Source organism: Ruegeria sp. BE3 (assembly GCF_056538865.1).
Genome location: NZ_JBQFTW010000001.1, coordinates 1,018,935 through 1,031,564 on the forward strand (window position 1 = coordinate 1,018,935; position 12,630 = coordinate 1,031,564).

At 56.7% G+C, this 12,630-nt stretch carries 12 protein-coding genes; 9 read left to right on the plus strand and 3 right to left on the minus strand.

Going from position 1 to position 12,630, the window contains the following annotated elements; genetic code table 11:
* The first annotated feature begins 6 nt into the window (after positions 1–6).
* The 7 genes from ACR0AZ_RS05030 to phoB all read left to right on the plus strand — a co-directional run bounded on the left by ACR0AZ_RS05030 (position 7) and on the right by phoB (position 7,379).
* A complete protein-coding gene (locus ACR0AZ_RS05030) occupies positions 7–1,038 on the plus strand; it encodes a sensor histidine kinase (protein ID WP_480666915.1) in 1,032 nt (343 codons plus the stop codon).
* A gap of 181 nt (positions 1,039–1,219) precedes the next feature.
* Positions 1,220–2,260, plus strand: coding sequence for a substrate-binding domain-containing protein (locus ACR0AZ_RS05035; protein ID WP_480666916.1), 1,041 nt, complete (start codon positions 1,220–1,222; stop codon positions 2,258–2,260).
* Positions 2,261–2,348: 88 nt separating this feature from the next.
* Entirely contained in the window at positions 2,349–3,821 is a 1,473-nt protein-coding gene (pstC, locus tag ACR0AZ_RS05040; RefSeq protein ID WP_480666917.1) for a phosphate ABC transporter permease subunit PstC, read from the plus strand.
* The gene (pstA, locus tag ACR0AZ_RS05045; RefSeq protein ID WP_480657671.1) at positions 3,818–5,149 is read left to right on the plus strand and encodes a phosphate ABC transporter permease PstA; all 1,332 of its coding nucleotides are present in this window, start codon (positions 3,818–3,820) and stop codon (positions 5,147–5,149) included. Before pstC ends, pstA begins: the two co-directional genes overlap by 4 nt.
* A gap of 12 nt (positions 5,150–5,161) precedes the next feature.
* Positions 5,162–5,959 (plus strand): phosphate ABC transporter ATP-binding protein PstB, encoded by a 798-nt coding sequence (gene pstB / locus ACR0AZ_RS05050; RefSeq protein WP_480469804.1) that lies wholly within the window; start codon positions 5,162–5,164, stop codon positions 5,957–5,959.
* Positions 5,960–5,975: 16 nt separating this feature from the next.
* On the plus strand, positions 5,976–6,677 hold the full coding sequence (phoU, locus tag ACR0AZ_RS05055) for a phosphate signaling complex protein PhoU (protein WP_480469805.1): 702 nt from the start codon (positions 5,976–5,978) through the stop codon (positions 6,675–6,677).
* Positions 6,678–6,689: 12 nt separating this feature from the next.
* The gene (phoB, locus tag ACR0AZ_RS05060; protein WP_480469806.1) at positions 6,690–7,379 is read left to right on the plus strand and encodes a phosphate regulon transcriptional regulator PhoB; all 690 of its coding nucleotides are present in this window, start codon (positions 6,690–6,692) and stop codon (positions 7,377–7,379) included.
* Here the strand turns inward: phoB and ACR0AZ_RS05065 are convergent.
* Positions 7,376–8,287: a LysR substrate-binding domain-containing protein gene (locus ACR0AZ_RS05065; RefSeq protein WP_480666918.1), complete on the minus strand. Its 912-nt coding sequence runs from the start codon at positions 8,285–8,287 to the stop codon at positions 7,376–7,378. The two genes, phoB and ACR0AZ_RS05065, sit on opposite strands and share 4 nt — an antisense overlap.
* A gap of 95 nt (positions 8,288–8,382) precedes the next feature.
* Here ACR0AZ_RS05065 and ACR0AZ_RS05070 point away from each other — a divergent pair, with 95 nt between their 5' ends.
* Both ACR0AZ_RS05070 and ACR0AZ_RS05075 read left to right on the plus strand, forming a co-directional pair.
* Positions 8,383–9,612: an acyl-CoA dehydrogenase gene (locus ACR0AZ_RS05070; protein ID WP_480469808.1), complete on the plus strand. Its 1,230-nt coding sequence runs from the start codon at positions 8,383–8,385 to the stop codon at positions 9,610–9,612.
* Between the two features lie 117 nt (positions 9,613–9,729).
* The gene (locus tag ACR0AZ_RS05075; protein ID WP_480666919.1) at positions 9,730–10,497 is read left to right on the plus strand and encodes an SDR family oxidoreductase; all 768 of its coding nucleotides are present in this window, start codon (positions 9,730–9,732) and stop codon (positions 10,495–10,497) included.
* Here ACR0AZ_RS05075 and ACR0AZ_RS05080 read toward each other — a convergent pair.
* Together ACR0AZ_RS05080 and ACR0AZ_RS05085 are read right to left on the minus strand one after the other, a co-directional pair.
* A complete protein-coding gene (locus tag ACR0AZ_RS05080) occupies positions 10,494–11,360 on the minus strand; it encodes an acyl-CoA thioesterase (protein ID WP_480666920.1) in 867 nt (288 codons plus the stop codon). The two genes, ACR0AZ_RS05075 and ACR0AZ_RS05080, sit on opposite strands and share 4 nt — an antisense overlap.
* Before the next feature lie 49 nt (positions 11,361–11,409).
* The gene (locus tag ACR0AZ_RS05085) at positions 11,410–12,627 is read right to left on the minus strand and encodes a serine hydrolase domain-containing protein (protein WP_480666921.1); all 1,218 of its coding nucleotides are present in this window, start codon (positions 12,625–12,627) and stop codon (positions 11,410–11,412) included.
* Positions 12,628–12,630: the final 3 nt, after the last annotated feature.

Here is a 12,630-nt window from a genome sequence, read left to right on the forward strand (position 1 = left end):
TATCGCATGTCGGATCCCTTTCATGCCGAGCTTGTATCTGCCATCCCGATGCCGACCCTGCTGGTTGACCAATCTGAGCGGATCGTTGCGGCGAACACCGAAGCGCGTACTCTGTTGGGTGCGGCGATTGAGGGACGGCACTTCGCCACGATCCTTCGGCAACCTCAGGTGATCGAAGCGATTGAGCAATGTATTGGGTCAAAGCAGCCTAGCAACGCGCGGCATCTGTCCAATGATGGTGCACAAGATACGACCTTTGAGGTGCAGTGCCGGTATATGAACGACTCTCGGGTTGTGCTTGTAGTGTTTCAGGATGTCACCCATCTGGAGCAGGCCGGTCAGATGCGACGCGATTTTGTGGCCAATGTCAGTCATGAGCTGCGGACGCCGCTGACTGCTCTGATGGGGTTCATCGAAACACTGCGCGGGCCTGCGCGCGATGATACGGCGGCCCGAGAGCGGTTTTTGCAGATCATGGCGGACGAGGCCAATCGGATGAATCGGTTGGTGGGGGATCTGCTGTCACTCAACAGGGTGGAAAGCGAAGAGCGGGTCAGGCCAAAGGAACCTCTGGAACTGACCGGCCTGATCCAATCCACATTGAACACCCTTCGACCTCTTGCAGATGATGCCAATGTAAAGCTGTCACTGGACGCCCCGGATGATCCGGTGACGATGGTCGGTGACAGCGATCAGTTACGACAGGTTATCACCAACCTGGTGGAAAACGGGATCAAATACGGCGGCAGCGGGGGGCTGGTTCAGGTCGTAGTGACATTGTCGGAGCGCGATACTGCCATGCGCGGGCCAGCCGTGAGAATCGGAATCATTGATCAGGGTCCCGGCATCAACCCAATACATCTTCCACGCTTGACCGAGCGTTTCTATCGCGCAGACAGCCATCGCTCGCGCGAGTTGGGTGGAACAGGGCTGGGGCTTGCGATCGTCAAACACATTGTCAACCGACATCGGGGCAGGTTGCGGGTGGAAAGTGAGCTGGGGCAGGGTGCCGTGTTCACCGTCATACTGCCCCGTTGAGGTCAGATGGCTGATAGGCGATCCGCCGCTGACGTATCGTCAAGTTAAGAAATTCTCAAAATATCCTAACTTGTCATAAAACCGTTACATACCTGTCACAAAAGGCTTACGCGCGGCTTTTAGGGCTTTGCGCAGATCATCATGGGGATGATCAGTACCCATCCTTCTCAAGGAGACTGAAATGTCCTTTGTAAAACTGTCGGCTTCTGCGCTGGCAATCGCTGCCGTCTCGGCAACTGCTGCTGCTGCACGTGACAACGTTCAGGTTGCCGGTTCGTCGACCGTACTGCCTTATGCTTCGATCGTTGCCGAACTGTTTGGTGAAAATACAGACTTCCCGACCCCGGTTGTTGAATCGGGTGGTTCGTCGGCTGGTCTCAAGCGGTTCTGCGAAGGCGTTGGCGAAAACACAATCGACGTTGCAAACGCATCGCGCGCCATCCGCGAAAAAGAAATCAAAACTTGCGCCGAAAACGGTGTGACCGACATCATGGAAGTACGCATTGGCTATGACGGCATCGTGTTCGCAAGCCAGCAGTCGGGTCCGGCCTTTACTGCATTTCAGCCGGCAGACATCTACAACGCCATCGGTTCGAAAGTCATGAAAGACGGCGCGCTGGTCGACAACAGCTTCAACAGCTGGGCCGAGTTCAATGGCGACCTGCCGGATGTTGAGATCGCGATGTTCATCCCGGGCACCAAGCACGGCACCCGTGAAGTGTTCGAAGACAAGGTTCTGCTTGCAGGTTGTGAAGCAACCGGCGCCATGGAAGCCATGATCGCAGGCGGCATGAGCGAAGATGACGCCGAAGATGCATGCCTCGACGTTCGTACTGACGGTAAGTCGGTCGACATCGACGGTGACTACACCGAGACCTTGGCCCGCATCGACACTAACACCAACGGCATCGGCGTTTTCGGTCTGGCGTTCTACGAGAACAACACCGACAAGCTGAAAGTGGCCACCATGGGTGGTATCGCGCCGTCGACCGAGACCATCGCGTCGGGTGAATACCCTGTTTCCCGCCCGCTGTTCTTCTACGTCAAGAAAGCGCATATCGGCGTGATCCCTGGCCTGAAAGAATACGCTCAGTTTTTCACTCATGATGAGATTGCAGGTGCGTCGGGTCCGCTGGCCAACTACGGTCTGGTTGCCGATCCTGAGCTGGCAAAAACGCAAGATGCGATTGCCAACGAAGTAACCTTGGGTTCGGGCAGCTAATCCATCACCCTGATTGAATTGATTGGGGGCGGCGTTTTCTGTCACCCCCAATTTTTCCCTAATCCCGATCAAGACCTATGGGGGCAGCATGCCAATTCTTTGGCTCTTTCTGATCGTGCTTGCGATCGCGGCAGTCGGATATGTGTTGGGGCGAATGCGCGCCTTGCAAAGTGCCGGAGGGGACAGTCGCAATCTACATTCTCTTCCCTCGTTTTATGGGGCGAATGTTGCGCTGAAAGTTATCGTTCCCGCCTTTGGTCTGTTGATCGTCTGGCTGCTGGTTCAGCCGCTCTACGTGAATTCTCAGGTCTCGGAGATGGTTCCCGAAACGGCGATCAAGGAAGGATCGTCGCGTAGCCTTGTTATGGCCGAAGTGCGCCGGACGGCTAATGGTCTGGACAGTGCGGTCGCTCAGGGGCATCTCACCGAAGAGACCGCACAGGATGCGCAGGCGGATATTTCCGAGATGACCCAGCGGCTGAAAGACGCGGGCCAGGTTGTGACCTCGGATATCACACAGCCCGTGTTGCATGCCGCCCAGGCATACCGGTCGATGAACTCGACCGGCTATACGATTATGTCCATTGCCGTGATACTGATCGCCTTGGCAGGTGCCGCGTTCAGCTGGTTCCAGACACATTCGGAATACCGCGCCCGCAATGTGGTTGAGCAGGGAATTCGTGTGATGCTGCTGGCGGCTGCATCGATTGCGATCCTGACGACGGTCGGCATCGTACTGTCGCTGGTCTTCAACACGTGGGAATTCTTTAAGCTTTATCCAGCATCAGAGTTCTTCTTCGGAACAACATGGGCCCCCAGTTTCTCGGGCCGTGGTGGCGCGTCTGATCTGGGTATCATCCCGTTGCTGTGGGGCACATTCTACATCTCGTTGGTTGCATTGCTGGTGGCTGTGCCGATTGGTTTGTTTGCTGCTATTTACCTCAGCGAGTACGCTTCTTCCCGCGTGCGCTCGATCGCCAAACCGATGCTGGAGGTCCTGGCCGGTATCCCGACCATCGTTTACGGTCTATTTGCCTTGCTAACCGTTGGCCCACTGTTGCTGAGCGTGTTCGGAGATGACGGCTTAGGCTGGATGAAAGCCGGCACCGCGGTGATGACCGCCGGTCTGGTCATGGGCATTATGCTGATCCCGTTCGTCTCATCGCTGTCTGATGACATCATCAATGCGGTGCCGCAGGCGATGCGTGACGGGTCTTATGGGCTGGGGGCCACCCAGTCCGAGACCATCCGGCAAGTCGTTTTGCCCGCAGCATTGCCCGGCATCGTAGGTGCGATCTTGCTGGCCGCCTCGCGCGCAATTGGTGAGACCATGATTGTGGTTCTGGGGGCAGGGGCCGCAGCACGGCTCGACCTCAACCCGTTCGAGGCCATGACAACCGTCACCGCAAAGATCGTCAGCCAGTTGACCGGCGACGCGGATTTCGCCTCGCCCGAAGCGCTTGTGGCCTTCGCGCTCGGCATGACCTTGTTCATCCTCACGCTGGGGCTGAACGTTTTCGCCCTTTATATCGTGCGTAAGTATCGGGAGCAGTACGAATGACCGACGCCAGCATGCAAAGCCCCGAAACCGGCCGTCACGCGGTCTCGCTTACGGCGTCCGATGCACGGACCAAGAAACGCGCTGCTGCTGAAAAACGCTTTCGCGCGTACGGAATCGTTGCCATCGCGACTGGCTTGTTCTTTCTGGTCGTGCTGTTCACCTCGATCCTGTCGCAAGGCATCCCGGCCTTCAAACGCACTGTGATTAGCGTCGAGTTCACTCTGACGCCAGCACAGCGCGACGAAGCCGAAGGTACGCTATTCAAGACCAAAGCTTATTCCGATCTGTTTATTGCAGAGCTGAATGAACAACTGGCCGAAAGCGGTATCACGGTGGATTTCGATCAAGATGCTATTGAGCGTCTACTGGGCAAAATCGGCGGTACGATCCGAACGTTCTATGCAGATAACCCAAGCAAGCTGGATGAGCCGATCATGTTCGATCTGGCCGCGTCAAGTCGGGTGGATGGCTATTTCAAAGGCCGGGTGTCGCGCGACACCCTGCAGGATAGCCGCTTCTTGCAGCTCAGCGATCTGGATCTAGTGGACGCTTTGAAAGAAGCGGGCATCATCAAGCAGGCCTTCAACTGGCCGTTCATCACCGGAGCCGACTCGGGCGTGGATAACCCCGGTGGCGCAGGCATCGGTGCCTCGGTCGTTGGCTCATTCTTCATGATGCTGGTGGTACTGTGCCTGTCGCTGCCCATCGGTGTGGCCGCGTCGATTTATCTGGAAGAGTTCGCACCACAGAACAGGTTCACCGATCTGATCGAGGTGAACATCTCAAACCTAGCCGCCGTTCCGTCCATCGTGTTCGGTATTCTGGGCCTGGCCGTGTTCATCCAATTCATGCATCTGCCGCAATCGGCGCCGTTGGTTGGCGGTCTGGTGTTGACGCTGATGACTCTGCCTACCATCATCATCTCGACCCGTGCCTCGCTGAAGGCGGTTCCCCCGTCTATCCGTGACGCGGCATTGGGGGTAGGGGCCTCGAAAATGCAGGCCGTGTTTCATCACGTGTTGCCACTGGCCGCGCCAGGTATCCTGACCGGCACCATCATCGGGCTGGCGCAGGCCCTGGGTGAAACCGCACCGCTGCTGCTGATCGGCATGGTGGGATTTGTTGCCCGCGGCTATCCCGATGGTTTCCTCGCAGGCTTCACCGAGCCGAACTCGGCAATGCCTGCACAGATTTACACATGGGCCGCGCGTGCTGATGTCGGGTTTTATGAGAAAGCCTGGGGTGGCATCATCATCCTTTTGATGTTCCTGCTGACCATGAATATCATCGCAATCATCCTGCGCCGCCGCTTTGAACGCCGCTGGTAATTGGGGGCTAAAATGAACGACATGACACGAGTGGAGAGAACCGTGGACTCCAAAAACATCAAGATCAACGCCAAGCAGGTTCAGGTCTATTACGGCGAGACCCACGCCATCAAGGACGTGAGCGTTGATATCGAAGATAAGACCGTGACGGCCTTCATCGGCCCCTCGGGCTGCGGCAAGTCCACCTTTCTGCGCTGTCTGAACCGGATGAACGACACGATTGATATCTGTCGCGTTGAAGGTGATATCCTGTTGGATGGTGAGGATATCTATGACAAGCGCGTCGACCCGGTGCAGCTGCGTGCCAAGGTTGGCATGGTGTTTCAGAAGCCGAACCCGTTCCCCAAATCGATCTATGACAACGTGGCCTACGGTCCACGCATCCACGGCCTCGCAAAGAACAAGGCAGAACTGGATGAGATCGTTGAGAAATCCCTACGCCGTGGTGCGATCTGGGATGAAGTCAAGGATCGTCTGGATGCCCCCGGCACCGGCCTCTCGGGTGGTCAACAACAACGCCTTTGCATTGCGCGTGCGGTCGCAACCGAACCTGAGGTTCTGTTGATGGACGAGCCTTGCTCGGCGCTTGACCCAATCGCAACGGCTCAGGTTGAAGAGCTGATCGATGAACTGCGCTCGCGCTATTCGGTGGTGATCGTGACTCATTCGATGCAGCAGGCGGCAAGGGTCAGCCAGAAGACAGCATTCTTCCATCTGGGCAATCTGGTTGAATTTGGCGAGACGGGGCAAATCTTCACCAACCCCGAAGACCCTCGCACAGAAAGCTACATCACCGGCCGGATCGGCTGAGCACAGGATTATTTCAATGAGCGAACAACATATTGCATCCGCGTTCGACCGCGACCTCGAAACCATTCAGGCGCATATCATGAAGATGGGCGGTTTGGTCGAGGCCGCGATCATGGGTGCGGCCCGGTCGCTGGAAACCCGCGACGAAGAACTGGCGAAAGAAGTACGTCAGGGCGACAAGGCCATCGACGCGCTGGAAGAGCTTATCGACGAAGAAACCGCACGACTGATCGCGCTGCGCGCGCCAACGGCGGGTGATCTGCGTCTGGTGCTGTCAGTTTTGAAGGTGTCGACCAACCTTGAGCGGATCGGCGACTATTCCAAGAATATCGCCAAGCGCACGACCGTGCTGGTCAACGCTGGTGAAATCAACGGCAGCGCCGCCGCCCTACGTCGGATGGCGCGCGAGGTTGAGCTGATGCTGCGCGATGCATTGGATGCCTATATTCAACGTGACGCCGAACTCGCGACGGATGTGATTGAACGCGATCTGGAGGTTGACCAGATGTATAACGGGCTGTTCCGCGAATTCCTGACTTTCATGGCAGAAGATCCGCGCAACATCTCGTCCTGCATGCATCTGCACTTCATCGCGAAGAACATCGAACGCATGGGTGATCACGTTACGGCAATCGCGGAACAGGTGGTCTATTTGGTCACTGGTGAACGGCCGACCGAAGCACGGCCCAAGGCCGATAACACCTCGCAAACGATCTAGGAGGCTGACCTTATGTCCGCTGATCAACCGACGGTGCTGGTGGTTGAAGATGAATTGGCCCAGCGTGAGGTTCTTTCCTATAACCTCGAAGCCGAGGGGTTCCGGGTCACAAAAGCCGCGAATGGTGACGAGGGTTTGTTGCTCGTCGAAGAAGACCGCCCGGACATTATCGTTCTCGACTGGATGATGCCCAATCTCAGCGGTATTGAGGTCTGTCGCCGCCTGAAGACACGGCCCGATACCCGATCGATCCCGATCATCATGCTGTCGGCGCGTTCGGAAGAGGTCGATAAGGTGCGCGGTCTGGAAACCGGGGCGGATGACTACGTGATCAAGCCTTACTCGGTGGTAGAGCTGATGGCGCGGGTCCGCACCCAGCTACGTCGGGTGCGTCCAGCGACCGTGGGTATTCGGCTGGAATTCGATGATATCATTCTGGATTCGGAGACCCATAAGGTCAGCCGGGACAACAAGCCTTTGAAACTCGGCCCAACCGAGTTCCGCCTGCTCAGCACCTTTATGGAAAAGCCGGGGCGGGTCTGGAGCCGCGAACAGTTGCTCGACCGGGTTTGGGGCCGCGATATATATGTCGATACGCGCACTGTGGACGTTCATATCGGACGTTTGCGCAAGGCATTGACTCAGCACGGTGGTGAAGACCCGGTGCGGACCGTCCGTGGCGCAGGGTACGCGTTAGGCTAACGCGGCAACGTCTCTTCGGTCTGGGCCTGAGAGGCAAGCCAGTGTCGGAACTGTCGCAACGAATCGTCCTGCGATTTGTCGTGGGGCCAGACCAGATAATAGGCACCCAGCGTCTCAAACGCATCGGGGAAGGCGGCGACCAGATTTCCTGTCGCAAGGTCTTGCTCGATTAGGTAGTTGGGCAGCAACGCAACACCCAGACCGTGCAGGGCCGCCTGATTGATCGTGTTGAATTGATCATGCACCGTGCCGGGCAGGGGGTGCGGAGCCTCGACGCCCATTTGTCGGAACCACTCTTGCCAAGCCCGTGGGCGCGTCTGGATGTGCAGTAACGGCAGTTTGAGCAACTCGTCCGGTGTCGACGGTGTTCCCTGCGGTAGCAACTCAGGCGCGCAGACCGGCAGAACGCGTTCCATTTTTAGCAGCAAACGGTCGGTTCCTGGCCAGTCAGGCTCACCAAAATGCAACGCAGCGTCAAAGGGTTCCGACGCGAAATTGAATGGTCTCAACCTAGTTGTCATATTGATGGTTATGTCCGGATGCAAACGCGCGAAATCCGGTAGGCGCGGTACCAGCCAACGCATCCCAAAGGTCGGCAGGATTGCCAGATTCAACGTCCCTCCAACAGGCGACACATGTAGTTTCAGAGCGGCCTGCGCAATCTGTGACAAAGCTGGCCGAATCTCTTGCACATAATCCTGCCCGGCCTTGGTCAGCGACAATCTCTTTCGGTCACGGCTGACGAGTTCTGCGCCCAGATGCGCCTCAAGCGTTTGCAGCGACCGACTGACAGCGCTCTGCGTCAATGCCATTTCGTCGGCAACCGCCGAGGCAGAGCCTAGTCGATCCAGCGCTTCCAATGCACGCAGGGCGGAGATCGGGGGCAGGATAGGGCGGCGCATACTCATCTATGCGTTTTAGTCATGTAAATGTGCAAATGTCTCGCTGTTTTTTGAGGAAACCTCAGATTATGATGCGCGAGACATTGTATCGGAGACTCATCATGAACGCGCCAGAGACCAAACCCGTTCTAAGGGCCAAAGACGCGCCCGATTTGGGAAATTTTGCTTGGGACGATCCTTTCCGCCTGGCAGATCAGTTGGAAGAAGATGAACGATTGGTTGCTGACAGCGCCCGTGCATATGCGCAGGAAAAGCTGCAGCCGCGCGTCACGCAGGCGTTTCAGAACGAGGAGACCGATCCTGAAATCTTTAGGGAAATGGGTGAAATGGGCCTGTTGGGCACGACAATCCCCGAGGAATATGGCGGCATCGGTGCGGGATATGTGAGCTATGGATTGGTCGCGCGCGAGGTTGAGCGGGTGGATTCCGGCTATCGCTCGATGATGTCGGTGCAAAGCTCGCTGGTGATGTATCCGATCTATGCCTATGGCAGCGAAGAGCAGCGCCGGAAATACCTGCCAAAGCTGGCCAGCGGCGAATGGATTGGTTGTTTCGGCTTGACCGAGCCGGATGCCGGCTCTGACCCAGCTGCCATGAAAACCCGGGCTGAAAAGATTGACGGTGGCTATCGTCTGACCGGTAGCAAGATGTGGATTTCGAATGCTCCGATTGCAGATGTGTTTGTCGTGTGGGCCAAGTCGGATGCGCATGATGGCAAGATCCGGGGCTTCGTTCTGGACAAGAACACCAAGGGGTTGAGCGCGCCGAAGATCGAAAACAAGCTGAGCCTGCGCGCTTCGATCACCGGCGAAATCGTGATGGAAGGCGTTGAGGTCGGCGAAGATGCGTTACTGCCGCATGTGCAGGGCCTGAAAGGACCGTTCGGATGTCTGAACCGCGCACGTTACGGGATCAGTTGGGGCGCTATGGGGGCGGCCGAGAGCTGCTGGCATGCTGCGCGTCAATACGGTCTGGATCGCAAGCAATTCAATCGGCCATTGGCGCAGACCCAACTGTTCCAACGCAAACTGGCTGAGATGCAAACTGAAATCGCTCTGGGCCTTCAGGCAAGCCTGCGTGTTGGGCGTTTGATGGATCAGGCCGAAGCCGCACCCGAGATGATCTCGATCATCAAGCGCAACAACTGCGGCAAGGCGCTGGATATCGCGCGGATGTCACGGGACATGCATGGCGGCAATGGTATCTCGCTTGAGTTCCAGGTGGTGCGCCACATGATCAATCTTGAGACAGTAAATACCTATGAGGGGACGCATGACGTGCATGCGCTGATTCTTGGTCGGGCGCAGACCGGGTTGCAGGCATTCTACTGATATGGCGAATGCCGTATAATCGTGATTATGTAAAATAAGCCATCGCCAGAAAATCCACTCTGGCGATGGTTTTTCAACGTGTTAGGCTGATCTGCGAAACTCAGAGCACAGACAGACATGCACCTGAACGAAAAGACAGTTGTTGTGACCGGCGCCGCTGGTGGCATTGGCAAAGGACTTGCTGAACGATTTGCCAATGAAAGCGCTCGCGTTGTTTGCGCAGATATCGACGCTGCCGGTGCGCAGCACATTGCGGACAAGATCGGTGGTCATGCCATTCATTGCGATGTTTCCCTGGAATCTGACATTTGCAACTTGATCGAAACCGTTGAGGATAGCATCGCACCAATAGATCTGTTTTGTGCGAATGCCGGTATTCTAACGCTTGGCGGGCTTGATGTTCCGGACACCGAATGGGAACGGATTTGGCAAATTAACGTCATGTCTCATGTCTGGACCGCTCGGCATTTATTGCCGCGTATGGTGGCGCGTGGCGGCGGATACCTGATGACGACCGCCTCGGCCGCAGGGCTGCTCAATCAACCTGGTGCGGCACCATACGGCGTCACAAAACATGCCGCCATTGGGTTTGCTGAATGGGTCGCGTTGACCTATGCGCATCAAGGAATTCGAGTGTCGGTTCTATGCCCTCAGGCGGTACGTTCGGACATGACCCGTGGACATGAGGATTCGGTTGCGGCAATCGACGGGATGCTTGAGCCCGAAGCGGTCGCGCAGGCCTGTGTCGAAGCGCTGGCTGACGAGCGGTTTTTAATCCTGCCGCATCCTCAGGTATTGGACTATATGCGTTTAAAAACAGCAGATTATGACCGCTGGATTGGCGGAATGTCTAAGCTAAATCAAAAATATACCAGCGAAACTTAACGCGAGCGACGTCGCCGAAGCAAACCTTCCTGCGCGACCGAGGCAACCAATGTGCCGTCTTGCGAATAAATCGATCCTCGGTTGAAACTACGCCCCTGCCCCGTCCATGGCGATTCCATCGCGTAAAGGTGCCAGTTCTGGAACTGTACCGGCGCGTGAAACCAGAGCGCATGATCCAAGCTGGCACCATCGATCTCACCAGTGAACCAACTGAGGCCATGCGGGCGCATGCCCGAACTCAGCAGACTCATGTCAGACGCATAGGCCAGCAACAGGTGTTGGGTAATCCGGTCGGCCTGTGCCGCAGCATCCATACGGAACCACACTTGGTTTCGGTCATCTGCTTTGTCCGGCGTAAAAAGGTCCAGCGGCGCGACCTCTCGTACTTCGATTGGACGTTCGCGCAGAAGTTCTGTTTTGAGTGCTTCAGGCACGCGACTCAGATACTTCTGACGCATTTCATCGCGCGATGGGTGGTACTTAGCTGGCTCCACGTCGGGCATGGGATGCTGATGATCCCATCCATCGTCCTGTTTGTGGAACGATGCCGAAAGGTTCAGGATTTGCTTTCCATGTTGGATTGCAACCACACGACGGGTGGTGAAAGAACCTCCATCTCGGGCGCGATCTACTTGATAGATAACGGGAATCGAGGGATCGCCGGGCCGAATAAAGTAAGCGTGCAGGGAATGACACAATCGGTCATCGACGGTCCTGTAAGCTGCTGCAAGGGCCTGCGCGATCACCTGCCCGCCAAAGATGCGTGTTGGGGTCTCTCCACCAGAGCCAGTTCCCCGGAACAAGTCGACTTCAAGCGCTTCGATGTTGAGCAGGTCGAGCAGAACGCGTTCAGCTTCGGTCATATGTGGGTCTCCGGCTTAGCGATGTCCCCGGCTATCATCCACACCGAGGTCATTCAACGAGCGCACCATGTACAAGTGCCTTCAATTCCGCACGCGAGGGGTAAGAGCTGGAAGGTGAAAGCTGAGTAAAGAACACCGCTGAGAAATCATTGACTTGATCCACCCAGAAATAGGTGGACGCCATGCCACCCCAACCGAAATCACCGACCGAGCCCGGACACCGCAGGCGCGCCGGGTCCAAAACCACGGCACCTCCAATGCCAAACCCGGTTCCTTCCATGGGTTGCTCGGCAAAGCTTTGGGGGCCCATCGATGCAATGTCGCCGGGTAAGTGGTTGCGTAGCATGAATTCTATCGTTTTTGGCCCCAGAATGCGCTCCCCGTTTCCTGAGCCTTTGTTGCGCAACATTTCAGCGAAGCGACTGTAATCATCGATCGTACCGATCAGCCCGCCTCCACCAGAGAAAGTCGTTGTGGCTTCAAACGGAGAGTCTCCGGCGCAATCAACCAGGCGCAGCGTATCGCCCCCGGTCTTGGCCGCATTCAATGCCATCGCGTCGCCTTCAAGCGGCGTATAGAGCGAGGCGAACCGATCCCCTGCCCCGTTCGGCACTGAAAACCCCGTCTCGTGCATGCCGAGTGGCTCAAAAATGTGATCGGCCAGAAAGCGCTCGAAGGACTGCCCCGAGGTGACCTCGATGACGCGACCGATGACGTCGATACCCACCGAGTATTCCCAGCGGTGGCCCGGTTGAAAAGCCAGAGGCAAAGTGGCCAGGACCTCGACCCGATCCGCGAGCGGACCCTGTGCCGGTGAAAATATCAGTCCAAGCTCATCCATCGCCTCGGGCAGCAACCCGGGATTAAACGGATAACTGAGACCACTGGTATGCGTCAGCAACTGATGCAGGGTTGGCGTTGGTGCGGCCTCGGTCTGATCCAAGCGCGTGGCGCCGGGAATCAGGGCTTGCATCGACTGAAACTCGGGCAGGAACTCGGAAACGGGTGCGTCGAGATGAAACTGCCCGCGCTCAACCAGCATCATGAGCGCAACCGAGGTCACGGGTTTGGTCATAGAATAAATACGCACGAGGCTATCGCGCTGAAACGGCAAGTCATTTTCAAGACACCGGCGACCACAGCTGTGAAAGAACGCCTCCTGCCCGTTGTGCAGAATCAGTAGGCTGCTGCCGACGTATTTTTTCTCGTCTACATATCGCTGCATCCAGGATTGAATGCGGGTTAGTGCGGTTGGGTCAAATTTCATGAT